The organism is Dolichospermum sp. FACHB-1250, from assembly GCF_014696335.1.
In the GTDB taxonomy this organism is placed as follows: Bacteria; Cyanobacteriota; Cyanobacteriia; order Cyanobacteriales; family Nostocaceae; genus Dolichospermum; species Dolichospermum planctonicum.
The window spans coordinates 1-25,828 of the sequence record NZ_JACJPZ010000052.1 but is presented as its reverse complement, the minus strand read 5'-3'; the positions used below and the strand labels follow the sequence as shown (position 1 = coordinate 25,828).

22 protein-coding genes, 1 rRNA gene and 2 CRISPR repeat arrays are annotated in these 25,828 nt (G+C 36.6%); of the genes, 3 read left to right on the top strand and 20 right to left on the bottom strand.

The window, feature by feature from the left end:
* Together rrf and H6F39_RS16570 are read left to right on the top strand one after the other, a co-directional pair.
* Nucleotides 1-100 (top strand): 5S ribosomal RNA (gene rrf, locus H6F39_RS16575); the annotation flags it as partial.
* Nucleotides 101-346: 246 nt separating this feature from the next.
* The gene (locus tag H6F39_RS16570; RefSeq protein ID WP_236097204.1) at nt 347-769 is read left to right on the top strand and encodes a cobalamin biosynthesis protein; all 423 of its coding nucleotides are present in this window, start codon (nt 347-349) and stop codon (nt 767-769) included.
* 74 nt (nt 770-843) lie between these two features.
* On the opposite strand, the gene H6F39_RS16565 is transcribed toward H6F39_RS16570, so the two are convergent.
* The 19 genes from H6F39_RS16565 to H6F39_RS16475 all read right to left on the bottom strand — a co-directional run bounded on the left by H6F39_RS16565 (nt 844) and on the right by H6F39_RS16475 (nt 21,437).
* Nucleotides 844-1,197 carry a phage holin family protein gene (locus H6F39_RS16565; RefSeq protein WP_137909170.1) on the bottom strand — a complete coding sequence of 118 codons (354 nt, stop codon included), beginning with the start codon at nt 1,195-1,197 and terminating at the stop codon, nt 844-846.
* A gap of 10 nt (nt 1,198-1,207) precedes the next feature.
* Nucleotides 1,208-1,951 (bottom strand): peptidoglycan-binding protein, encoded by a 744-nt coding sequence (locus tag H6F39_RS16560; protein WP_242028661.1) that lies wholly within the window; start codon nt 1,949-1,951, stop codon nt 1,208-1,210.
* 153 nt (nt 1,952-2,104) lie between these two features.
* A complete protein-coding gene (locus H6F39_RS16555) occupies nt 2,105-3,376 on the bottom strand; it encodes a pitrilysin family protein (RefSeq protein WP_190397065.1) in 1,272 nt (423 codons plus the stop codon).
* 22 nt (nt 3,377-3,398) lie between these two features.
* On the bottom strand, nt 3,399-4,637 hold the full coding sequence (locus H6F39_RS16550) for an insulinase family protein (protein WP_190372403.1): 1,239 nt from the start codon (nt 4,635-4,637) through the stop codon (nt 3,399-3,401).
* Nucleotides 4,638-5,022: 385 nt separating this feature from the next.
* On the bottom strand, nt 5,023-6,369 hold the full coding sequence (gene trmFO, locus H6F39_RS16545) for an FADH(2)-oxidizing methylenetetrahydrofolate--tRNA-(uracil(54)-C(5))-methyltransferase TrmFO (protein ID WP_190372375.1): 1,347 nt from the start codon (nt 6,367-6,369) through the stop codon (nt 5,023-5,025).
* An 81-nt stretch (nt 6,370-6,450) separates the two neighbouring features.
* Nucleotides 6,451-6,621, bottom strand: a complete 171-nt coding sequence (locus H6F39_RS16540; RefSeq protein ID WP_236097176.1) for a type II toxin-antitoxin system HicA family toxin — start codon at nt 6,619-6,621, stop codon at nt 6,451-6,453.
* Entirely contained in the window at nt 6,614-6,844 is a 231-nt protein-coding gene (locus H6F39_RS16535) for a type II toxin-antitoxin system HicB family antitoxin (protein WP_028084382.1), read from the bottom strand. Before H6F39_RS16535 ends, H6F39_RS16540 begins: the two co-directional genes overlap by 8 nt.
* A gap of 63 nt (nt 6,845-6,907) precedes the next feature.
* Nucleotides 6,908-7,513: a retron system putative HNH endonuclease gene (locus tag H6F39_RS16530; protein WP_137909175.1), complete on the bottom strand. Its 606-nt coding sequence runs from the start codon at nt 7,511-7,513 to the stop codon at nt 6,908-6,910.
* A gap of 169 nt (nt 7,514-7,682) precedes the next feature.
* Nucleotides 7,683-8,837: an iron-containing alcohol dehydrogenase gene (locus H6F39_RS16525; protein ID WP_190397064.1), complete on the bottom strand. Its 1,155-nt coding sequence runs from the start codon at nt 8,835-8,837 to the stop codon at nt 7,683-7,685.
* A gap of 178 nt (nt 8,838-9,015) precedes the next feature.
* The gene (locus tag H6F39_RS16520) at nt 9,016-10,110 is read right to left on the bottom strand and encodes an AI-2E family transporter (protein WP_137909177.1); all 1,095 of its coding nucleotides are present in this window, start codon (nt 10,108-10,110) and stop codon (nt 9,016-9,018) included.
* 111 nt (nt 10,111-10,221) lie between these two features.
* On the bottom strand, nt 10,222-10,650 hold the full coding sequence (locus H6F39_RS16515) for an NUDIX hydrolase (protein WP_190372377.1): 429 nt from the start codon (nt 10,648-10,650) through the stop codon (nt 10,222-10,224).
* Between the two features lie 3 nt (nt 10,651-10,653).
* Complete coding sequence (locus tag H6F39_RS16510; protein ID WP_137909179.1) at nt 10,654-11,043, bottom strand: hypothetical protein; 390 nt, start codon at nt 11,041-11,043, stop codon at nt 10,654-10,656.
* Between the two features lie 443 nt (nt 11,044-11,486).
* Nucleotides 11,487-13,013 carry a hypothetical protein gene (locus tag H6F39_RS16505; RefSeq protein ID WP_190397063.1) on the bottom strand — a complete coding sequence of 509 codons (1,527 nt, stop codon included), beginning with the start codon at nt 13,011-13,013 and terminating at the stop codon, nt 11,487-11,489.
* The gene (gene cmr6, locus H6F39_RS16500) at nt 13,010-14,968 is read right to left on the bottom strand and encodes a type III-B CRISPR module RAMP protein Cmr6 (protein WP_190397062.1); all 1,959 of its coding nucleotides are present in this window, start codon (nt 14,966-14,968) and stop codon (nt 13,010-13,012) included. Before cmr6 ends, H6F39_RS16505 begins: the two co-directional genes overlap by 4 nt.
* Nucleotides 14,969-14,973: 5 nt before the next feature.
* A complete protein-coding gene (locus tag H6F39_RS16495) occupies nt 14,974-15,372 on the bottom strand; it encodes a hypothetical protein (protein WP_190397061.1) in 399 nt (132 codons plus the stop codon).
* A 214-nt stretch (nt 15,373-15,586) separates the two neighbouring features.
* Entirely contained in the window at nt 15,587-16,363 is a 777-nt protein-coding gene (cmr4, locus tag H6F39_RS16490; protein WP_190397060.1) for a type III-B CRISPR module RAMP protein Cmr4, read from the bottom strand.
* Nucleotides 16,363-17,535, bottom strand: a complete 1,173-nt coding sequence (locus H6F39_RS16485; protein ID WP_190397059.1) for a type III-B CRISPR module-associated Cmr3 family protein — start codon at nt 17,533-17,535, stop codon at nt 16,363-16,365. The genes cmr4 and H6F39_RS16485 overlap by 1 nt, the downstream gene beginning before the upstream one ends.
* Nucleotides 17,535-20,555: a type III-B CRISPR-associated protein Cas10/Cmr2 gene (gene cas10, locus H6F39_RS16480; protein ID WP_190397058.1), complete on the bottom strand. Its 3,021-nt coding sequence runs from the start codon at nt 20,553-20,555 to the stop codon at nt 17,535-17,537. Before cas10 ends, H6F39_RS16485 begins: the two co-directional genes overlap by 1 nt.
* 474 nt (nt 20,556-21,029) lie before the next feature.
* Entirely contained in the window at nt 21,030-21,437 is a 408-nt protein-coding gene (locus tag H6F39_RS16475; protein ID WP_190397057.1) for a hypothetical protein, read from the bottom strand.
* Between the two features lie 707 nt (nt 21,438-22,144).
* Between H6F39_RS16475 and H6F39_RS16470 the strand changes: the two genes are divergently transcribed.
* Nucleotides 22,145-22,558, top strand: a complete 414-nt coding sequence (locus tag H6F39_RS16470) for a hypothetical protein (protein WP_190397056.1) — start codon at nt 22,145-22,147, stop codon at nt 22,556-22,558.
* A gap of 89 nt (nt 22,559-22,647) precedes the next feature.
* Nucleotides 22,648-22,986: a CRISPR direct-repeat array (repeat unit 36 nt; unit sequence GTTTCCATTCAATTAATGTCCCCAGCGAGTGGGGAC).
* A gap of 229 nt (nt 22,987-23,215) precedes the next feature.
* On the opposite strand, the gene H6F39_RS16465 is transcribed toward H6F39_RS16470, so the two are convergent.
* A complete protein-coding gene (locus H6F39_RS16465) occupies nt 23,216-23,782 on the bottom strand; it encodes a zinc ribbon domain-containing protein (protein WP_190397055.1) in 567 nt (188 codons plus the stop codon).
* Between the two features lie 152 nt (nt 23,783-23,934).
* Nucleotides 23,935-25,547: a CRISPR direct-repeat array (repeat unit 36 nt; unit sequence GTTTCCATTCAATTAATGTCCCCAGCGAGTGGGGAC).
* Nucleotides 25,548-25,828: the final 281 nt, after the last annotated feature.

The window sequence follows — 25,828 nt, the reverse complement described above, 5'->3', positions numbered from 1 at the left end:
GTGGAACCACACTGATCCCTTCCCGAACTCAGAGGTGAAACGCTGCTGCGGCGACGATAGTTTGGGGGTAGCCCCATGTCAAAATAGCTCGATGCCAGGTTTATTTTTTACAACCACATCACCCTCTCTATTTATTTAGTGGGGGTTTTGTTTTGAGCGACAATTTTTTAGCGATGACTGTGGTGAGCTTATCCCCATCTGTGTCAAAAAGTTAATTTAACATCTGAAAGATTTACCTATCCCCTTTTATCTTCTTCCAATGAACCACGAAGGAGCAAAGAACAGGAAGGAAAGGAGGTTTGAGAGATATTTGGCGTAAGTCCTATTACAAAACGAAGTGCATAATGTGGCATATAAAAAAAGTTTATGGGTGGGAATTGGTTGTCAACAAGGAATTTCCCAGGAGTTAATTAAATCCGCTATTAAAAAGGTTTTCCAAGAGTACCAACTTGTGTATGATGAAATAGCTGGAATTGCAACTATTGATAAAAAAGCTTCAGAAATTGGTTTGGTAGAATTTTGTGATTTAGAAAATTTACCTTTAAAAACCTTTAGTTCTGAATTTTTAAATAATGTATTTGTTCCTAATCCTAATCATAGTATTACTAAGTTATTGGGGACATCTAGCGTAGCAGAGGCATCAGCAATTCTTGCAGCTTCAGAAATCACATCTGCGGAAATAACTTTATTAGTTCCTAAACAGATTTTTCGATTCCAAGACAAAGGAGGAGCGCTAACTGTAGCCGTTGCTCAACTGTACTGCATTTAATTTGTATTTAATTTGTATAATTATAGCGGACAGGATGCCCGCACCACAATTTAAAAGTGATTAAGAATTGATATTTAATCAATTGTATTAACAACTTGGTTAATAATACCAGAAACAATTGATAGGACTATTGAACCGAAAAAAGCGGGAATAAAACCCCGAATTTCAAACCCAGAACCGGGAGTTATGGAACTCGCAAACCATAGAGTTAAGGCATTAATTACAAATGTAAATAAGCCTAAAGTGATGAAGGTGATAGGAAATGCTAAAATCTGCAAAATAGGGCGAATAATGGCATTTACTAAACCAATGACAATAGCGGCCATTAAAGCAGCAGTAAAGCCACTGAGAATGATACCAGGGACGATTTTAGCTGTAATTAACAATGCTACCGCAGTACCAAGCCAGGTCAAGAGGAAGTGTTTCATATTTTTATCGTTATTGGGAAGTGCGTTTTACAAAAACTTTCCATGTACCACCACCAACTACACCGTCAGGTTCTAGTCCGTAACGGAGTTGAGCAGATTTGACTGCTGTTTCCGTGGATACTCCGAAATACCCATCTATTTTACCAGTTAAAAACCCTAGATTTTGTAATTGTTTTTGCAACTTAATTACTTCTGGACCACTCATACCTAAACGCAAAATTGGCCATCCCTCGGTTGTATATTGGATACCAGGTATTTGCTGATTAATAGGAGTTGGTTGAATTTTATTTGCCGGGGTTGTGCGTTTGATAGTTGGGCTATTAATTTTGGGTTTATTATTTATTTGACTGGGAATATTAGTAATACTATTGATAGTATTAGGTGATGAAGAGATATTTGCAGGACTGGGAAATAGTCTTTGCCAAGTAATATTATCTACATTACCATTCGGATTTAACCCAGCAGCTTGCTGAAAGCGATAAACGGCCATAGCTGTACTTTGTTGATACGTACCATTTACATCTCCCGTATAAAAGCCTAAAATCTTCAAAGCTGCTTGAAGTTCGGTAACGCGCTCCCCTTGACTACCCAGTTTTAGGAGAGGACGGTTAATTTTCGTTTCTGGGTTTGATTGAGCGGTTTTAAATGGCAGTGCTATTGATACTAATGCAGATGAACTAATTAATAGGGGTGTTGTTATTAACAATAGTAAACAATAACAACAATTGGCTCTGAATTTGGGGATACTTGTCATGTGACTAACTTTCATAGAACTTTTATAACTTTTATATAAGTTTCCTATGCTTATATTATATGACACTGAGGGCGAGCAGATTTTGTTGGGTTTCCTTGGGTCAACCCAACTTCCGCAATTTCAGGTTTTTTTGAGATTAATGAGATGAAGATGTTAAAAAATGACAGTCCCAATAGCTTCTTCTGGTCCAACTATAGACAAGTATGGTGTTTGTAAATATTTACGAGCAGATGTAATTGCCTCCGTTGCTGTGACATTATTAATTAGTTCGGGAAATTGTTGATCAAATTCAATTCCTAAACCTAAAATTTCATACCAACCATATATTTGAGCAATATGTCCATTAGTTTGTTTACCTAAAGCATATTGACCGATAATTTTGTTTTTAGCGGTTTGTAATGCTGCTGCTGATAGTTCGGTGTTACATAATAATTCTACTTCATGGCGGAGTCCTTGAAAAGCAATTTTGGTATTTTCTGGTGCAGTACCAATATAAACTATAAAGGCAGCGGGAAATAGTCGGGTAGAATAAATAGCAGATACATCATAAGCTAAACCCTGCTTTTCTCGCAATTCTACAAATAAACGACTAGAAAGACCATTACCTAAATAACTAGAAAGCAATTTAAGAGCGGCATATTCTGGGTTATTTACTGATGGTCCTAAATAACCTAATATGATAATTGATTGTTGTGTATTTAAGGGTTGTAGACAAGGTTTGGGTGAGGCAATAATTGGTGATAAATTAAGAGTATATTTGACAGAAGTGGGTATTTTCCAGTCACCAAAAATCTTTGTAATTAGCTTTTCTGCTTGTTCTGCTGTAATGCGTCCAGCAATGCTAATTACAATATTATCAGGACGGAAATGAGTTTGATGATATTCAACTAAGTCAGCACGGGTAATACTGCTCATAGTTGTTTCATCCCCTAAAACTGACATAGAATAGGGATGATTTGAGTACATTACCTGACGCAATTGTTCAAAAGCTAGGTGAAAAGGTTGCTCTTTTTGGGAACGAATATCTTGAATTGCTAATCGTTTTTCTAATTCTATTTGATTTTCAGGAAAAGTAGGCGATCGCAATAATTGTCCGGCTAATGTTAAAATATCAACAAAATCGGCAGTTACTGTTTTTAAAGATAGCAAAAAATAATCTGTAGCTGCATCTGTAGCTAAACTAGCTCCCACAGATTCAATTTTTTCAGCAATTTCTAAGCTTGATAAACCATCACAACCCTTTGTCATTACTGCTGATAACAAATGAGCTAAACCAGCTTTTTCTCGTGGTTCATAACAACTACCAGCACGAATAAAAATCCGTCCGGCAATAATATCAGCGGCTTGATTTTCTGATACTAATAAAACAATGCCATTACTTAATACAGTACGATGAATGAGCGAGGGACTATTAATACTTTGCATTCTTAATTTCACAGGTTAATAATTAACAAGGTTGGAGAATTGTCACAGCATAATTAGCTGGAGAAAGATACTGTTGAGCTATTTTTTGCAATTCCTGAGCATTGAAAGACCGGATTTCTTGGGGATAAGTAACAGCCAATTCAGCTTGGGCTATAGTATGATAAAAACCATAAAAACTACTTAGTTGATTTGGTGTTTCTGTAGAAAAAGCATAATCATTACATAAAATCCTCTGAATGCGATTTAATTCTTGCTGACTAATTTCTTGATTTTGCAATGCTTGTAAATGGGAACAAATTAAATCTTCAACTCGTTGCAGATATTCTGATTCTAACCAAGCTGTAATTGTAAATAAACTTGATTCTTGTTGTAGAGAAAAATCACAGGAAATTCCTTGAACAAGTTGTTTATCTTCCCGCAAATCAGATACTAAGCGAGAAATTCTGCCTGCCCCTAATAGCGCTGATAATAATTCTAAACCATGAACAGCCCGAAATTTTTCTACACCTGGTACTTTCCAAGCCATCATTAACCTGGCTTGTTCCAATCTCGGTAATATTAACTCATGACGACGAATGCCTTTAATTATCGGGGCTGGAACTTTGCCTTGGGGACAACTATGCCGTTTGGGAAAATCCGCAAATACACGGCTTACCAATTCCTGAGCAGCTTTTTCACCAATTCCCCCCACAATTACCACAGTCATATTTTCTGGTTGGTAATAACTGCGATAAAAGCAACGCATAGCCTCCGGAGAATGCTGCATCAATTCTTTCTCAGTACCCAAGACAGAACGTCCATAAGGGTGGTTTTGGTAAACATTTTTAACCAGAGATTGAAAACCCAGCCAATCGGGATCATCATTATAACCACGAATTTCTTCTAACACCACATCCCGTTCCCTGATAAATTCGTCGTCAGGAATGGCTGCATTCAGGAGTAATTCCCCTAAATGGGGTAGAGTATGTTCTAGATGATTAGCAGCGGTTGTAATGCAATAATGGGCATAATCGTGGCTTGTTGCCGCATTACTGACACCGCCAATTTTTTCGATGTGATCATCAAATTCCCCAGGAAGCAGGTTGGGAGTGCCTTTAAAAATCATGTGTTCTAGGAAATGTGCCATTCCAAACCAAGATTCTGGTTCTAGGTTAGCACCTGCACGCACCCAAACGTCAGCTACTACCACTGGTGTAGTGGATATCTCTTGGTGAATTAATGTTAAGCCATGATCTAATTTGATAATTGAACCGGGAAACACTTTGTTGGTGAGTTGTTTTGACAATTTTTTCTAACTGCATAAAATTTAATTTCGTTATTTTAACCTTGATTTTTAGGACTTATAGCAATTTTATCTGAGATTGCACAGAATGATCATCATTATTTATCTGCGGTTATCTGTGTTTATCTGCGGTTATCTGCGGTTATCTGCGGTTAATTATTCTTAATACGGTCTTTCTATACAACTTCATATTTATGTATTAATAATAACAAACCACAGAGAACACGGAGAAATAAGGGGTTGAGAGGTTTTTGCGTCATTTGTAAATTTTATGTAAATTTTATTATTATGGCGGGCTAGAAGCCCACCCCACAAGAGAAAGAAGTCTACCCCACAAAAGTTTGACAAATTTTAGCTATGCAAATTAGCTATGTTTTTCCTCTTCAATTAAAATGGGTAAGTTTTCCCTTCTCCAAGTTGCTAAATCTGCTAAGGAGCGATCGCGGTAACGTCCATATTTTTCTGGTTTACTCTTGATTTTTACACCCAAATCTGGGACAATTCCAAAGTTAGGAGCCATGGGTTGAAAATGTTTTGGTGCAGCGGATCTGATAAACTCAAATAATGCCCCCATCATGGTTGTAATAGGTAAAATTAACGGTTCTTTTCCTAAAGCTAATCTCGCAGCATTTGTTCCCGCTAACCAACCTCCCGCAGATGCAGCAGTGTAACCTTCTGTTCCGATTAATTGTCCCGCAGCTAATAAGGTGGGACGTTGTTTAAATTGCAAAGTTGCTAACATTAACTGAGGTGCATTTAAAAAAGTATTGCGGTGCATTACTCCTAATCTGACAAATTCGGCTGTTTCTAACCCAGGTATCATTTGAAATACTCGTTTTTGTTCACCCCAACGCAAATTAGTTTGAAATCCTACCATATTCCAAAGTTGACCAGCTTTATCTTCTTGTCGCAATTGAATTACCGCATAATTACGTTCTCCAGTACGAGGATCGGATAAACCCACTGGTTTGAGAGGTCCATAACGCATGGTATCTTCCCCTCTTTTTGCCATTTCTTCAATTGGTAAACAAGCTTCAAAAAATTTCGCTGTTTCTCTTTCAAAGTCTTTTAATTCTGTTTGTTCGGCTTGACAAAGTGCTTCTCTAAATTGTAAATACTGCTCTTTATTCATGGGACAATTTAGATAAGCTGCTTCACCTTTGTCATAGCGAGAAGCCATAAATACAATATCTTTATTGATAGAATCTCCCGCAATAATGGGACTTGCAGCATCAAAAAAGTTGAGGTATTCCATCCCCGTAAATCGTTGTAAATCTGCGGCTAAATCGGGACTGGTTAAGGGTCCTGAAGCTAAAACGACAATACCTTCGGGAATGGCTGTAACTTCCCCCCGTCGAAAATCAATTAAAGGGTGATTGGCTAGGGTTTTGGTCAAATCTTCCCCAAATTGTCCTCTGTCCACCGCCAAAGCCCCACCAGCGGGGACTGCGTGTTCATCTGCTTTAGAGATGACAATAGAACCAAGTTGCCGTAATTCTGCGTGTAATAGACCAGCAGCGCGATCGCTGGCCATAGCCCCAAAGGAGTTACTACAGACCAATTCGGCTAAATTTTCGGTATGATGGGCAGGGCTGAAGCGTTTAGGGCGCATCTCATGAAGAATTACAGGCACGCCCGCTTGGGCTATTTGCCATGCTGCTTCTGTTCCTGCAAGTCCGCCGCCAATTACTTGTATCGGTTGTTGTGTCATAGTGATTTGAGATTGGAGATTGGAGATAAAATTATTATTCAAATAGAGAACGAGGTGGTTGAGATTGTCGAATAATTGACATTAATGTACCAAGTTTAACAGATGAGTGTTAGGTACAATAGCAGTCAAAGTAGAGTCTTCTATTGCTTTTTGCATGACAATATGACTTCCTTTTTGTCTAACTTCTGTAAAGCCATTGTCTTGTAAAATTTTGCAGATTTCTTTACCTGATAGTAAGCGTAACTTACCCAACAGAAACCTCCAAATTAGTAATAAAAATTTCGCTTTTAAGACGATTTTTTATTTCTGAAGGTGAAGCAAACTCTAAAAATAATTCAATTGCTTCTTTTAAATTATCTTTTGCTTCCTCAATGCTATCTCCTTGACTAGCAATATCTAATTCTGGACACAGGGAAACATACCCATTGTCTTCTTTTTCAATAATTACAGTAAATCTTTGTTTAATAGTTGGCATGGAATATGTAAGCTCCTTAATATCTTTATATTATTATACTGCTTATTGTCCACGAAATATGTTTTAACCTGGATCAATTGAATTACAGTAATAATTTTCCAAAATATAAACAATAGTAACACAAAATGGTTGATACTTTCCGTCATTATTCAATTCTAAATAATCCTTAATAATATTCCTGATTTCCTCTTCATTAAAGTCTTCATCTTCTAATAATTTTAATTCTGCATCAATTGCAGCTTGACGCATTCTTTTTAAATTGGGAATATTCAAAGCTAATTTTTCTATTGTTGTCTCAGCAGCAAGTTTTTTATTAGTTTCTTCTGTCGGTAAAATTTCACCAGCAGCAGAATATTTAAAAAACCCTGCACAATTTGCTATTAACGGTGAAACTAACAACTTTTCATCATACCAATTATCTTTTTGATGTCCACAATGTACAGGAACACGGGGTTGTTGATCTTCTCCTTGACAGGAAACTATAAGATTAAAATAATCAAATCTCACAGTTTCATCTATACCTTGAGGTTTAAAATGTTCAATATGATAATTTCCTTGTGGTATGGGTTTTTGAATGATTTGACCATCAATATATTCACTTGCAGGTTTCGTTTCTGGTAGTTGCAGAAACTCATCTAATGTCAGAGCTTTTTGGATTACTTGTACCATTTTGGTTGAATTATAGAAAATCTTTGTCTTTCAAATTGTAGATTTTAAAAATTGCTTTGTGATGGAAAGGGTTAAAGGGTAAAGAGTAAATATTTGTTTATGATCATTTTCCTCTTTCCCTTTCACCCTAAATCAAGCAATATTTATCGTTACCCTACCAATTTAATTTCTAAGCACAAAGAGCTAAAATTTGCTCAACAACTTCCAAGTTAACATCTTTATTTTCTCCCAAAGCTGTCATCCCATGTTTTTCTAAATTCTCAATAACTGCGGGAATAGTTTCTAACCCCACACCATAATCAGATAAGTGAGTACGCACCCCAACTGATTCAAAGAAATCACGAGTTTTACTAATTGCTGTATTCACCCGTTCCTCTTCTGAACCACCGACAAGATCCCAGACTCTATCTGCATATTGTAGAAGTTTTTGCCATTTGCGATCGCGTCTAATTGTTAAAGTGCTAGGTAAGACAACCGCTAAAGTTTGAGCATGATCTAAGCCATGTAAAGCTGTCAATTCATGACCTATCATATGAGTAGTCCAATCTTGGGGAACACCAGCCGCAATTAACCCATTTAAGGCCATTGTTGCTGACCAAACTAAATTTGCTCTAGTATCATAGTCTGTAGGGTTTGCTAAAGTTTTTGGTCCTTCTGAAATCAAAGTTTTCAAAATTGATTCAGCCATGCGGTCTTGTAATGGAGCATTTACCGGATAGGTTAAATATTGTTCCATGACATGAGTAAAAGCATCAACAATACCATTACCAACTTGTCTAGGAGGGAGGGAAAAAGTTGTTTCCGGGTCAAGAACTGAAAATTTAGGAAATACCAAAGGACTGGCGAAATATAACTTTTCTTGAGTTTCCCACTTGGTAATAACCGCGTTTGTATTCATTTCCGAACCGGTCGCCGGTAAGGTCAACACCACCCCCATTGGTAAAGCCGCAGTTACAGGCGCACCCTTTGCTAAAATATCCCAAGGGTCGCCTATAAAAGGAACAGCAGCAGCGATAAATTTAGTTCCGTCCGCGACAGAACCACCACCCACTGCGAGGAGAAAGTCAATACCTTCTTTGCGTATCAATTCAACGGCTTGCATTAAAGTTTCTAAGTGGGGGTTAGGTTCAATACCGCCAAACTCAAATACATTCCGTCCCGCTAATGCTGATTTTACCTGATCATAAACACCATTGGCTTTAATACTACCTCCGCCGTAGGTAATCAGGATTTTAGCCTCTGGGGGAATTTCTGTACCAATGTTAGCAATTTGACCTTTACCAAACAGGATTTTAACAGGATTATAAAAAACAAAGTTTTCCATGATAGTTAGACAAAGGAATGAGATTTGATCTTGAGTATTGTAATCAGTTTCTTGTTTTTTTGCATATTCAACTACATCCCATTTATGAAAAATAAGATCTGAAAAATAAGATATGCAGTTAATATGGCAGAATTTTTTATAAATATCCACCAAACCAATAAATCAGATTTTCCATAATTTATGATTCTTTTAGATATTCAATATCAACATTAACAGAGGTTTCCTTAAATTCACCATTGCGCCAATTATCAGCAATATCTTTAATAAAACTAGCTAGAGGAATAGCAACTAATAAACCCACCACACCTCCTAATTTTGCTCCTATCAATAAAGAAATTACCACCCATACAGGATTTAAACCAGTTAAATTTCCTAAAATGCGTGGAGCCACAATATTAGAATTAATTTGGTCAATAGCTACACCTATAGCTGCAACTTCTAAACCTAAACCAAAGTCTTTTAAGGACACTAATAAACTAACAATACCAATACCAATACCTGTTCCAAAAGGAAATAGGGAAAATAAACCAATTCCTAAGCCAAAAAGTAATGATAAAGGCACACGTAACAATACAAATGCGAGTGTTATAGTCATAGCTAAAATAGCACCTAATGTAGCTTGACCTATGAAATAATTATTAAAATCTTCCCGCAGTAACTCCCTAACTTTCCTAGTAATATGTGCAGGAAACCAGAGATAAATTCCATCCCATAAACTTTCACCATTCAAAACTAGATAAATCGTCAGAACTATAGTTATGATTAAATTAAATAAATTTCCAATAGTGTCCAAAGCAAAACCTAAGATTTTTCCAGTAAAAGACTGAAGTTGAGCAGATATTTTCCCTAAAAATTCAGCAGCCAAACCACTTAAATTGACTGGTAATTTTTGTGTGGATGCCCAATTTTGTAAAGCTTCTATTTGTTGAGTTCCAGATTCAATCCAATAGGGAAGAAGATTAGCTAATTCATTCAATTGCTCCAGAATAAGTGGTAATAAAATAACACCAATTGCACCTAAAATTATAATAGATAATAGCAATACTACTACAACAGCTAAAATACGAGGTACTCCACGTTTTTGGAGAAGTTTAATCGGATAATCTAAAACAAAAGCTAGGAGAATAGCGATAGAAATAATACTCACTAAAGGTTGAAAATAGTTAATAAATTGAATTAATAACCATCCATTAAGAATAATTATAGGAAATGCTAATCCTATATTTAACCATTTCGGTAAATTTGCTAGTTTTTTCTCTGGTTGTGATTCCATGGAATTTATTAATAATCTAAGTAATAATCTAAGTTTTTGGAAAAGCAATTAAAAAAAATTTTCATTTTCAAAGCTTTTGATTACCTAAGTGATACAGCCCACACTATCATTTTATAGCGTTTTAATAAAATCTAACATGATTTTTTGAGGTAAAATTGCTAAAGGTCTTACTTCTCCTGCTTTTTGAGAAAAATATTCCCCTTGCTGGATATCTTCTGCTGTTAACAAATCTAAATCCCAACCTTCAGAAAGTACAAGTTGATTTAATGGTACTAACAAGGGTGCTTGGAAGACATAACGAACAGCTTTTTGATCGCTATAAATTCCAAATTGAGAAAAAGCCGTTAATTCATAACCAATTTCTTCCATAACTTCTCGTTGAACCGCTATTTCTGGAGTTTCTCCAGGTTCGATATGTCCACCAAACAAAGCCCAACATCCAGGAGCTATAATATTAGGAATATTATCCCGTAATTGCATCAAAAACTTATTCTCTCGATAGAGAATAGCAACGGATACATTCACTAATTGACCGTTCATAAATTACTTGACCTCTAAATAAATTTCCCCGTATTCTTTTCCGTCCAGAGGAATACTTTTGTACTTAACATTACCTTTGAATATTACCTGTTCTCCAATTCCCAGGTTTCTCTGATTAGTAATCACCCAGATTTTACCAGTTGAATCACTAATTTGATATGCTTTTTTTTTAATTAAAGGAGCGGTTTTTTCTACTTTACCTTGAATATAAATTGTAGTATTGTCATCTTTGCGGCTGATTTTCTGAATTTGTGTCACATTGGCACCAATCTTAAAATTTTCCAGATTTATACCAGAATTTGCTTGATTATTGCAAGCATAAAGTCCTGTAATCACAGAACAACATAGTCCCTGGTAAAATAATCGCCAAGTAAAAATTTTTCGTTGTTGCATAAGAGTTTACACAAGTTACTTTCTACTTATAGCGTTTCCCAGTCTCATGAAGTACACACGAATTTATTCCCTGTTCAGAGTTCCCTGTTCAGAGTTCCCTAAAACTAAAAAACTTTGTACCTCACAAGCATGGCAACTGCTATATCATAATAGTATTTTGTTCAAAAAATACAAAATTATGCCAAAATAATCAAGAGATCAATTAGTTTTCAACTATAACTCTATTTATGGAATTTATGGTATTTATTGTTTTATATATAAGTGATTATGGAATATGATACAGCTAAAATCAGGATTTTTATCTAGATATTTTCTGACGATTGGGGTAGGAATGCTATTCACTTAACAAATCTAGCTGCACCACTTTCCCCTGCTTAAAGAGATCACTAATAATTACTAAAGTTACCAGAAGCGTTAGCATAGCTTACCGCAAGTATCGCTAGTTAATTTGCATCCTCTAAATATTGCAATCCCCACTGATACAAAGAACGCATCAATAAGTTATTCAAATTCGGAAGAGTGCTGATTTCTTTGAATGTATCCGTCATCAGTTTTTTAATGTTTTCTGAAGTTGTTGGCATATATACACCTGAAAATTTATTATTAGCCCAAATATTACCGATTTTTGTTGAATTTATAGATTCCCCTTTATGAATAATTTCGTTGCGCTTTGTTCTAATAGCCTTTAACAATTTTGACCATTTATTATCTTCTTTGAATTTTTTGTAAATACACCAACCTTGCATTAATTCTGCTAGACTTGGTTCATCTTGATTACTTACTATCCAACCTTTAGCAGTCCAATTTTGGGCTGTTGATTGAATATATAATAACTGTTCTAACAATTGGACAAACTGAATAAATGCAGTGGTGTAATTTTCTCGTTTTAGAGAAAGTTCTAAGATGATTGTTGATTCCCAAAGTTTGCTAAGATCATCAGTTTGTATTTTTTGCAGTTGAGTTTTCCAATTGATGATTTGTTCTGAATCAGTTATTTTACTAACATCATTACAACCTATCCAATCTTTGAGTTTTCGGTAAAAATCTTTATTAGATTCCCAGTTACTATATTGTGCTAAAAAACCAGCTAATTTATATAATACTGAATGACGACTTTCATGAACTTTTAGCCAAATTTGGGCTTCTGAAAAATCACCTCTTTCCCAAGCTGATTTAATTTTTACTTTTTCTAACGCCCAGAAATATTCACTCATAGTAATAGGTTGAAAACTCTGGGAATGATTAGCAGTAATTAAACCATTTTCTAAGGTAGTAAAAAATTCCTTTGGTTCATCGGGACTAGCATTAAATACTTGATATTGACGGACTAAAGCGGCTGCACAAATTTCTACATTAGAAGCAATTACAGGGGTACATCCTTTAGTTTGAATCCAGAGAACAAACTCTTGATTTTCGTTAGCATTGATAGCTTCTTTTAAAACCAGTTGTTCTAATTCTTCTCGAATTTCATGACTATTACCAGCATTAATTTTTGGAGCGTGAATATCAACCCTAATATTAGGAAATAAACTTTTAATTTTTCCCTTCATTAATTCTGCTAACCATAAAGTATCTAATCTGCGAAAATTCCAACTAATACTTTCCGGTTGGTCTGTTCCCCATAGGATAATATGTTTTAAGCCTTGTTTTACTCCTCCTGCAATGACAGTTTTATCTAACAATAATTCCACATTACTAAAATCACCACCTAACCATTCTTGACAGTAATCATAATATCTTTTACCTAAATCTCGACCACTCCAAGGATAGGTTTTACCATCTTCGTCTTCATGTTTACCCCGTTCTATTCCTAGTTCTTGATAGAGTTCGTTGATATGTGGAGGATAACTAATATTACCATCTGCACCAAAGGAACGGATAATACCATCTTGACAACGCCAGCCTATTTGTCGAGTTCCTACGGTAATGATCAGGGTGCTAACTTGATTTGTGTTATTTGTGGTTGTCATAATGGGAAGATTTGAAATTTATTTTGTAATTTTTCTAAATATCTTCGGCGTGGATTTTCATTAGCACCAAATACTGTTACTACTTGGTAATTTCCTAAATCTGTAATCCATACAGGGGAAGGAATAACCTGATTATCTTGAATTTTGCCACAAAGATTACCGTCATAATTATCATTAAATTTTAGTTCATCACTATGTAAAACTGATAGGGCATAAGATTTACCGAATTTTTCATCTCCAGAACATACAAAGATGCGACAATTTGCGTCTATTGCTTCTGTCCATTGGTTATTTCTAACTATTCCACAAGTTCTTAATTGTCGAGAATTAAAATTCACACCTAAGGTTTGTAATGCTTCATAAAAATTCCTGATTTTAGTTTTGAATAATTCTTGAAATTGTTGAGTATTATCTGGTAATGTCCAAAAATTATCATCACTTTCAGTAATTAAATTACAGCCACGATACCAAGGAGGACGGGGAGGATTACCATTTTTTCGAGAATATAATGGTCTTCTTGCACCTTGACCAATACCACCCAAATGAAACATTAACCAGGTGAGATTTTTGATTAATTTCTTTAAGTTCTGTTTTTGAGATTGGGGAATTTCCGGTGAATAGTTTAATGTGAGTATTCCTGATTGTTCACCAAAATCATCATTTTTATTTGCAGCATTATCTCTAATAGTTTTTCCTTCTAAAACTCTGACCATTAACCAGCCATATTGTTTACTAGGGTTAATACCACCAAATATTTTAGCTTCCCATGTTTGCACTTGTCCAGGTTCTAAAATTCCTAGTGCAAAGGTTCTAAACCAATAACGTAACATTGATTTAAAGGTAACAGATCGAACTTCTGGATTAGGAATGGTATCTGGTTTTAATTTTCCTTGGCTAAATTTAAAATTACCATCTCTGTCTTTTTGGTAAGGCTGTTTAATATCTTTTAATTTTTGTCTACCATGTATTAACTGGCCTTCTATAATAAATTCAACTCGGAAAAATTCACTTTCAGGTTTATGATTACCTATACCTGCGGGATTTAATTGACCATAACCAGTGTTAACTTGAGAACCTACACCAGCTTGTAATCCTTTGATTAACCACTGTTTGACTTTTTCTAATATTTCGTTATCCTGGCAGTTACTAGCTAACCGTAACCCAATCACAAATATGGGTTTTTCTAAACTGAAAAATGGGTTAGGATTGGGGCTATATTTAGGTGTATTATTGGGTGAATTATTATCCCATTGCCAAATATTATTAACCATATCCACAGCTAATACATTTTGATTTTGATTTGGTAAAGGATAAGCGTCTAAGAATACAACTTTACCCGCTTGATTGGCTTGATCTTGAGTTTCTAATGAACCAAAATAGAGGGCAATTTGTTTTTCTGCTTCTTGCCATTCAATGTTGTGTTTAGCCATGATTTCCCGGATGGCTTGGGTTCTGGCCACACCGCGCAGGGTGCTAGAGGGAATATAAGGAATACCCAAAGCATCAAAAGCCGGTAATAAAATACTTTCTGGTCCTTTATGTCCACCTACTCTAATTCTCCAAGGACATTGGACTTTAAAACTTTTTTGGGCTATTAATTCAGTACGTTTTGTTAGTTGTTGTAATCGCTGGGAATATTTTGACCCCTGTTCGGCCATTTGTAATATTTGTACTTTGGTGGAGTCTTTATAATCATGATTGGGTGATAGCGAAGCGCTGCTGCAAGGAGTTCGCATCCAACGCAAATATTCTACAAAACTCGCCTCTGGATGTGGTTGAGGTTCATTTTCTGGGTTTAACCAGGGAGAAGGTATAGGTGGTTGATGTTTACCCCCAGCACCACCTCCATGACCACTCACAGGAACATTAATTACTCTTCTAGGTTGATTAACATTTGGCATTGGTTTTGCTGATGGTTGAGGTTTTTTAGGTTGATTAGGTTTTTCAAATACCATGATTTTTACTCTCCCTTAATATCCCAATAAACAGCAGTAGCCCAAAAACTAAATTCTTGTGCTAAAGCTAATCCCAAACCTGTGATACCTAAATATTCATCTGTGTTAAAATTTTTTAGTGTTGTTAAACCTTGTTCACCAGATAAATTTTGTGTTCCTGAAATAGTTTGCAAACATTCAAAGAATTTTTCTACCACTTCTTTTTTACCCATCATTGTCTTCTCAGGTAATGCCATTTCTTCGGCTTTTAATCGCATCATTCCCCAAGTAGAAAGGTATGTATAAAGTTCCACCGCTTGACCTTTTTGTTGTTTTAAACGATTCTCATCTTGACGGTGTAAATTGCGTAAATTATTTAAAGCGTCATAAGTTGGTGTGGCAATGGTTCTAGGGTCAAATGTCATTTTTAATCACTCCTTTGAAAAAAACATAAAAAGGGCGATTGGAAATCGCTACTACACAGTCAAAGTTCACCTTCGTGGACTAAATATGGTGATTTAAGCTGTGACGCACCCAAATTTTATAATCCTAATATAGCTAAATCTTGTGGTGCGGGCATCTTGCCCGCTAGAATTATACAACTAGAATTATACAAATTAAACGCACAACAACTTATCATTATTTTATCCATTGTTGCACAAAACCCCGTCCTAAACTTTCTTGTCCGCCAATTTGTAATATTTCATTGTCTGCTAATAAGGTTTTAAAATCTTGAGCAGATTTTTTTGATTTTCCATTAGCTTGTGATGTAATTCCCCAAGGTAAATACATTAATGTATCTGGTGGAATTGCCTCCTCATAACGGAAACCACCATTTACAGATTTATGTTCATCGAGTTTAATTTTCACTTGTCTCCATAAACTCATTTGAATTAATGTAGCACAGTGTTTATCAGGTAAAACCAATAACCGATTTATAGAAACCGTAGCATCAGCTTTTGGTACAAATTGTTGTAAATTTTGTCCTGGTTGTAATTGATTTTTTGGGATAATTGCATCCTTTAAATAAACCGGAGAATTATTATTAAAGTTACAACTATATTCTACAGGTATGGGTAATTTACCTCCTTGTAAACGTTGCCAACGTTGTAATAAAAGCGGGCAACTAATCCATACTACACTATGACTTAATGATGGTACTGGCAACCATAATATAGAAGCGTCACCAATCCAAATATCACCCTGTTCTAGTTGTCCGTCTTGTAAATCAGTGCCAAATAGTTGATATTTTAGGTCTTTATCTGTAGCCAATGAACGTACTTTACCCCTGACTGTACTAGAAGGAATATAAGGTAAATTAGTATGAGATTCACGGGCAATTCCTAATAAATTACCTTCCTGAGTTATGCCACCCGTATGTAATGGTGAAAGTAGATATAAATAGATGTATTCCATTAAGATTTCTCCTCACTTTTTCCTTGATATTGAATCCACAACATTTCTGAATAACCCAATTGTCGCCAATTGTTTACACGATTATCTTCATTAGTTCCATTCTTGTGTACTTTTTCATTATCCTGAAACAATCCTTGAGGTTTATTCAAGTAGTATAAACTTCCCGGTGGTGCGGCAAAAACCTGGGGTGCAGGAATGCTTTTTGTAATGCTTTTTGTATTGTCTTGTTTCTCCCTAATTCTACAACTGATTGGTACTGCTTTATCTGTGGACATACTCACAAAAATACCGTTTTTGAGTTTCCATTCCCAGGGATAAGGACGACATAAATTGATTCTTTTTTCAGGATGATCAGGATTATATTTATGTGGTCTTTCAAAAACTCCAGGAGTAACTAAATAAGCGATTGATTGAGTATCAGCTTGAAAATTATCACGGGAAATGTTTTGTAATTCTTGCCATTGTTCCCCCAATTCTGGACAAGATTCTACTATTGATCTGTGTCCTTCTCCTCCTAATCTGATTGTTGCAGGTGTTGTAATTTCGTGATTAATGCTTATGGCAAAACTCCAATTTTGATGTAAACGAATGGCCTTTTCTACAAAGTAACCATCGGCATCTTTAACTTGTTTTGTTCCCGGTTCAATGCTATTATGAGAACGGGTTTCTTCTTCCCAAGGTTTATCTTCGTGAGTACCATCAACTACTCTCCAACAATGTTTATCAATTTTCCCGGTTTCTAAATATTTCTTAACAACACAATAAGGTAAATATTGTCTGAATTTTGTTTCTACTCCATTGCCTTTAACCAAATCATCATCATCATCATCTTTTTTATTATGAGCTTTAACTAATGGACAAGGTTGAGTTTTATCCCATAAGGCATTCTTGATATAAGATTCTGTTTCCCAAGTTAAAGGGACAAGGGGTACAGATTTGGCAAAACCTAAAGGACGGGGAAGATATAGGGTATTTTCTGTGTTTTGATAACAAAGGAATGGACCGACAATTTTAAAGTCTTTCTTTTCCCCCAATATTCCCCTAAATGCACCAGCTATAGTATGACCATTAGGAGGAAATATACTACCAGCCCATGCCCTTTCTTGTGGTGAAAATGGTTTAGCATCTCTTAACATTAATATGTCTAATGGTGTGAGTTTATACCAATACATTATTTCTCACCTCCTACTTTTATATCACGGTTACGTTTGACAAATGCCGCTAGTTTTAACCAACTTTGAATTTCATTATCTAGTTGTTTGGTTTCGGTAGTAATAAACAACGCTGTGAAAAAGTCCGCTAACTGTTTTTGAAACTCTTTTTTCGCATCTTCATCATTTTGGAATTGATCTCGGCGATCGCAAAATGCCTTTGTCCAAGGTACAATAGCTTCTAAACTCGGTGCGGGGTGTTGACTCCATAAACTCGCAGCTTGTTCAAATATCGCACTTTCTAAATCATTTGTGATTAATTGCTGCCATTCAGAAAAAACATCGAATTTAGCAGTGGATTTTAAGGTATTTCCGTTTCCGTAGATTACCCGCACTTGTACAGCGTCTTTTTTATTAAAACAGGCTTTTGTATCATGTTTTTCGGTTGGTACAAGGCAACTATGATGATATTCGTGTTTTTTCGCTGCGTCTTCCGCGTCCCAGAGACTTTCTAAAGCTATTGCTAAGGGTACAGAATGATGGGCAATTACGATACCAAAACTAATTGTAGCCGTGCTACCCATTGTAAATAATGGACGCTCAACTAAACCAACTTTTTTACCATCATCTTTTAAATATTGCCAATAATCACCCTTATTGCTAAATTCTCCACGGGGGTCTTTTGCACCTTTAAAACATTGACGGATATCCCATAACCATTTATCCCATTCCCAAAGATTGGTATAAGCTAAAACATCATCACCTCCACCATAAATTAATCTACCCGCATAACGGCTTTGTGTCAAATAGGGAACTAATTGATTAGAAAAATCTAATAACGCGCGACTTAATGCATTGTGGGTACTAGGTCCCATGCGTTTTTGAATGGCTAAAAACTCTGGAAAATTTTCTAACTTCACTGATAATGTTGAGGGAATATAATCACCATAATTTTTCATTTTTGTACCCTTTAACCATTCACTCATACTATCACCATCACCGGCTGCTAATACATACCAATCTGATGGGTTATTACTAGGATAGTATTCACTAATAATATTGTTGATGTCTTGGCGATATTCTGCCTTGAGTTGATCACTATTGGGTAAATCTTCTAATATCCAACCTGCATTAAGTAAGCGGGGATGATATTTTTTAGGATTCTGTTTTTTATCTATCCAAGGAATACCCCATTTACCTCTTATTTCTGCGAGTGTGTTCTCAAGATCAGGGTATTTATCAACTATTGCTTGACAAGCTTTTTCAAAATTACGTTTATGTTCAGGATTACTTTGATTAACTTTCAAATATCCTGCAACTCCAGAAGTTAAATCTGGATATGTAATGTTTTCTTCTGTTATTCCTAATAATTTTGGCAGGATTTTGTGTAAACCCCGTTTTACTACTTCCGTAGCGTTTAATTGTTCTGTACCATCAAAAAAACCTGCATCATGTTTTCCCCATAATTTCTTAGTATCACCTTCTGTTATCCAGTCTTTTTTCTTTTTATCTTTATTACCAGAACTGACAACTGGACCAATACCAGAAATAGTAGAACGGGGTCCAAAGGCTGTGGGAAGTTCCCAATTTCTAGCATTTTTAACAGATGCTAAACTAGCGCGGGTTGCATCGAAAATATAACCCCACCATGAACCTATATTAGCACTAAAGCCTCTTTGATATTTTTTCCAACGTCGTTTATGTGCTTCTCTTAATAAGTCTAATTCTTTATCCTTAAAAAGTTGATTTTCCTTGGTTCTTAAATTATATGTCCCGTTTTGGATATCCAACCAATCTTGAAATTCTGTATCTTTTTGTTCATCAATTGCAGAACTTTTAAGTTGTATCCCTTGTTTACCGATTGGTAATGCTGTCCAATAAAATTGCCACTGGGATTTTAACCAACCTTGCCAACTATTATCATCTGGTTTTAATTGTCTCATCCAATGACGTTCATTTTGCAATTCATTTAATACTAAATCCCCAATCTTTAACCATTCTTCTAACAGCGTTTGTTGGGCTGTCTGCATGGCTGCTTGTACTTTACCTTCTGGTAACACCAATACTAAAACATTAGGAAAACCAGCAGTTAATAATGATTCTGATGATGTTTTTTCTGGTGTTTCTTTATTAATAAATTGGGCAAAGTCTGGATATTGTTGTAATAACCAATGGTCAATTAATGGTTGTTCATATAAACTAGGATAAAGTAAGGTATCTGGTCCATATTGATTGGCTAGTTGCCAACAAACTTTAGCTGATAAATAATGTAATAACCAAGAACCCGCCCAAAAATCCCGCATTTTGCGACTAGATTTAATTAATTCCTGTACTGGACTAAAACTAAATACAGCTAAATAAGGATGAGATAATTCATCATTTCCTTGCCAACGTTGTATTTGTGCTGCTGTTAAATCATATCCTGCCAATGCACCGGCTAATGCTGATGTCATGCTGACATGACTCCAAATTGAAGCATCGGGAATCCTGGTTTCTGCCGGCATTAACATTAATGAATTATCTTTAAATAAATCACAGGTTGCTTGAGGTAAACAACGCCATAACCACCAATAAAGTTGCTTAATTTTCTTAATATCATCTTTAATACTTGGATCTTGTAATTCTTTAGGTACTTTTGCAAGTAGTTCCTTCTGTTCTTTCTGTACTAAATAATCTTTACGTTTACCTTTAATAAGTTCATCATGTGAATTAATTTTCCATTCCTGTCTTGCACCTGATAATAAATGTGTAATCTCTAACCCCTTTTCACGATTTTTACCTGGGGCATAATTTATACTAGCTGTGACGCTACCTATAGCTGACCTATCACTAGCTGAAGCTATATAATCCGCTAAGAGGATATTTTCTAATACTTTACCACCTGATTGATCAGGGGTTTTACCTGTCTCAACCCAAGGCTTCATTACTTCTAGTTGTTTATAGAAGCTATTTTTACCCCGTCCGCTATTGTTATGTAATGCCTTTAATACAGGGTCATGTAGTAACCCCCAAATCTTAGCCCGCCAATATTCTGCTGTCATCGGTAGATCCCCTGTCTAGCTTATAGATGAATTATAAGAGCGCGATTCAGTGTTTGTCTAGGAATCTAAAATATCTCAAGATTTTTGTAATATTTGCTCTAACCCTTACTCTGTAAGCTTTTCCTGACTTTGAGGATTTTATTAAAAATATTTTATTTTCTTTGACATTGGTTCTTATTTATGCTGCTATCAAGTTACAGCGTTTCCTTTACCAAACATTGATATCAGTACATATTTTATTATGTATTTATATATACGATTGATGAGCGATCGCGTTGTTTCCATTCAATTAATATCCCCAGCGAGTGGGAAAGATGAACAATTTTATAGGATAAGCATTTAATATCATGACGTTTCCATTCAATTAATGTCCCCAGCGAGTGGGGACTCGATTAGTCATGTGGATCAAATTGTAGAGGTTTTAATGTTTCCATTCAATTAATGTCCCCAGCGAGTGGGGACTAAAACATCTGACTATGAAACTGCTCCTTCTGGAATAGGCGGGATTTTATTTTTAAAATCTTCATTGCCTTCTATACTCAAAACCTTAAAAGAATCCAATCCATAAACGGCGGATGACAGGTCTAAATTATTTGGATTTTTTGTGTCATAGCAATGCCCCTGAAATCCAATCGAAACCTCAATCTCTCTGTTCCAAGCTCTTAAAGCCATCTCTTCTACGCCTTTTCTGACACTTGCTTTTTCTGCGGCGGCTTTCAGCTTGTTTTTTTGGTCGCTTGCTGCTGGGTAACTTTTAATTTTCACAACAGGATTAATGATCTCGAAAGGATCATTATGCTCCGTCTCAACTTCAACACTTGCCAAAGTAAATTCTTTTTCGCCTATGTCACCAAACGGGCAATATTCAAGTTTAATTTTCATGTAAAATCGCTCCTAAGACAAAATTAAAATGTTCTGGATCTCGCTTGTAAAAGTCAGTCATCAGTTTGGGATCGCGGAATTTCTCAAGTTTCCATTCAATTAATGTCCCCAGCGAGTGGGGACATCAGAATATGAATCATCGCAAATTCATTGAAAAATGTTTAAGTTTCCATTCAATTAATGTCCCCAGCGAGTGGGGACTACGCACTAAAAGCGATTGAGAACGTTATGGGCTATATAAATAGACGCTCTCCTTGAGGTGACTTTACGAATAAACTGAGTTTTTCACCATTTAAATTATATACGGCTGTAGGGGATGAAACGTTACATAGCAAAATAGACTACTGATTAAATTAATTAGTTAGTGATTCTATACGCTTGTATTAAGGTGTGGTTAGGGTGTGGGGACTGGGGATTAGAACGGGAATTAGTGACTTAATTAATTTAAAAACACCTCTTAATTAATTAAGAGGTGTACCGTCTGCTTGAATTAGTGAGAGACAAGCAAACTATATTTATCGTAGCACAAATATTATTTTATTTAAAGTAGACACGGCATCATAAAAGGGGTTTAGCCTTTAATAACTATCACGAAAAGCCTTGTTTATTGGTTTTTAATTTATTTGTAAATATCCCAATAAATCTCTTGTCAATTATCAATTAATCAATTACTATACAAAAAGTTAGAGACAAGGAAAACAAAAAAAATGACAAATCAAGTAATTGATAAAATCAAGGCTATTTCTATCCATGCCCCCCATGCCTATGCTATTTGTTTAGGCAAAAAACCTTTTGAATATCGCAACTCACCCACAAAAAGAAGGGGTTGGATTTTGATTCATTCCAGTGGCAGCAAGGCTAGTGATTCATGCTTTCCTGAATATGGTATTGACAAAAAAATAGCCGTTAGACAAGCCATTATAGGTGCAAGTTTTATCACAGATTGCAGTCCAGATAGTCAAGGTGGTTATGCCTACAGGATGACAAGATCAATGTTATTTAAAACCCCTATAGAGGGTGTTAAAGGTTGTCAAGCAATATTTTGGGGGCATTGCAAAGACCCTCAAAAAATCAAAGCTTTTGAGCAGGCTATAGAGCAAATAGGGCTTGCACTTAACTAACTTAGATGCACACAATTCCTCAACAGTCTAATTAGTTTGAATGCTAAAAACTTCCCCACAATCCCTATCAAGTTGGTAGGGATTATTAAAGTTTCCATTCAATTAATGTCCCCAGCGAGTGGGGACCTGGCTGGCTTGGAAGAACTATAAAACTAATGTAGGAGTGCTAAGTGGTTTCCATTCAATTAATGTCCCCAGCGAGTGGGGACTGGGGTTCTCGCTGGCTATATCTGGCTGAATGATGAGTTTCCATTCAATTAATGTCCCCAGCGAGTGGGGACTGTGGTTAGAGTTGCACCAATCCAGAAATTATCAATAGTTTCCATTCAATTAATGTCCCCAGCGAGTGGGGACCCGTCTAGCAATCAAAGTGATTATGAAGGAATAAGTCAGTTTCCATTCAATTAATGTCCCCAGCGAGTGGGAACTTGAGAGCGCCCGTCACCGAAGAAGTGATCAGGCGTATTGAAAAAGCTTTAGGTGTTGATTTTGGCGTAAGTTTCAACGAATAGCCCAATCCCTCTTCAAGCAATGGGCTATTTCCGTGCGTTTATCGTTATCGAATATTCGATAAATTTGTCGGAAAATAAATTAAAAAAAGTGTTGCTAGGACGGCAACACTTAGCAAAAATCAATTCTGGATGCCATATATCTGGTTTATCGGCTAAATTCCCCCTTCACATATTCTTCGTTTCCATAATAGACGTGGCACACGGCAAAATCGATCCCAACTTGGTTGGCGTATGCACGTGCCAGTGTTTCGGCAATAACACGCACGTCGTCGCGGTTGGTGTATTTGTCAGGTGTGAGCGTTACAAGCATTGTGATTTTCCCGGTAATGGCAATGTCTGTTACAGAGGTATTGTTGAGCGCCCATTGTTTGAATTTCTCGATCTTCGTATTAATTTCAGCGTCCCGCTGCTTATTAAGTTCAACTTCCCGCAGTTGCTTCACTTTTTCCTCTTCTGCTTTTGCCTTTTGCTCCTGAGTTTCGATTTCCTTATTCTGTGAAGGCGGCGTTTCCGTTTCGGACGTTTGAGGTGGAGTTGGTGTCTTGGGAGCTACGAGTCCGATAAGGAAGATAATGAATAAAAAAGCAGATAAGCCGAAAAATAAATTGCCAAGACAACCGGATTTGCGCTTCATGGGTGCGCCACAGTTCGGGCAAGTGGTAGCTTTGGAACTCATTTCTTTGTTGCATTCAGAGCATTTTAGGAGCGTCATAAAAAAATCCTGATGTATGTATACATCAGGATACCGATTCTATTGGAGCAAATTAGGTAAATTACCTATTTTTTAAGGAAGTAGGTAGTACGCTTGCCTTCTTTGGAAATCAGGATGATTTGGTCAATGCGTCGCCCTGTCGTCAGTTTACAGTTTCCATTCAATTAATGTCCCCAGCGAGTGGGGACAAACAAGTCATAGATGGATAGGAGTCGGTGGTAAAAGTTTCCATTCAATTAATGTCCCCAGCGAGTGGGGACCCCATAGAACGCGCCCCTCTGGGTGACACATTTACGATGGTTTCCATTCAATTAATGTCCCCAGCGAGTGGGGACAAGTTTTAGGCGCGATCGCCGAAGACGACAGGCTTTTGTTTCCATTCAATTAATGTCCCCAGCGAGTGGGGACTTGATGAGTTGGTCAAGATTAAATCTTTTTTAATTAGTTTCCATTCAATTAATGTCCCCAGCGAGTGGGGACTGGGATTTAACGGGCTTTGGGGAACTGGAATTAAGTTTGTTTCCATTCAATTAATGTCCCCAGCGAGTGGGGACCTGATGAGGGCTATACAGATGGAGACCTTACAGAGCTAAGGAGTTTCCATTCAATTAATGTCCCCAGCGAGTGGGGACCAGAGAAAGATGCTTGGCATAGTTCTTTGTTTATGGTCGTTTCCATTCAATTAATGTCCCCAGCGAGTGGGGACACCATCCAGAGATAACAGAAGTTGTTGGCACTGCCTAGTTTCCATTCAATTAATGTCCCCAGCGAGTGGGGACTTGTAATATTCCGGTTCTCAAAAAGAGCCGGTTCTTTGTTTCCATTCAATTAATGTCCCCAGCGAGTGGGGACCTACTTAGTTGGGCTTGACGGGGCGATATTGGATACTTATGTTTCCATTCAATTAATGTCCCCAGCGAGTGGGGACATTGTTACTGAAGTTGGATTGGACGGCGATCGCGGGTTTCCATTCAATTAATGTCCCCAGCGAGTGGGGACAAACATCAAAATAATATTATTCTAGTATTAAGTAAAGTTTCCATTCAATTAATGTCCCCAGCGAGTGGGGACGGTCTTTGACGGACTTTACCTTTCTGAGCTTCTATTTGGTTTCCATTCAATTAATGTCCCCAGCGAGTGGGGACATAATAGCAAGTTAAGCAATGAAGATTTAATAGGTTTCCATTCAATTAATGTCCCCAGCGAGTGGGGACTTAAAATCAAATTACAATCATGATGAATTAGAATCGTGTTTCCATTCAATTAATGTCCCCAGCGAGTGGGGACGTATTAAGTGCAAATCCTGGCAGGATCTAGCGGATAAGTTTCCATTCAATTAATGTCCCCAGCGAGTGGGGACGAAATACTACTCGAATTAGTAACCAGACTTGTAAGAACTGGCATCTTGTTTCCATTCAATTAATGTCCCCAGCGAGTGGGGACCCGAACTGGTTAGCTGCTGCAATGGCTAATCTAATCCTCCCCACAGACAGACAAATGTTTCCATTCAATTAATGTCCCCAGCGAGTGGGGACACAAGATAAAAAATATCTTTAATCCAGAACCGCAAAATTGTTTCCATTCAATTAATGTCCCCAGCGAGTGGGGACATTCTAGCTATTGGAATTATCGGTACTGAATTTATGGCAAATCAAATGTTTCCATTCAATTAATGTCCCCAGCGAGTGGGGACCATAGTCCTGAAAGAAGCGGGAATAGAGCTAGGACTGTTTCCATTCAATTAATGTCCCCAGCGAGTGGGGACTCCTCAATTTTAAACCCTTACCCAGCAAGGTGTCCAGAGACAGTTTCCAAAGATCAGGAAAAAAAGTGGTAAAACCACTAACAGAGAGCGGGAAAAAACCCCTAAAACCCTTACCCAGCAAGCGACCGAAGTTCCCAACGAAAAAATAAACATTACAGCCATTTTACCTGACCGAAAATAATGGGATACAAGCCCCGTCCACTTCGACAAGCTCAGTGCATCGCTTCTAGGACGGCTTTTCTTGATTTTTAATATACTCTTTTAATATCTCTAGTGGCGCA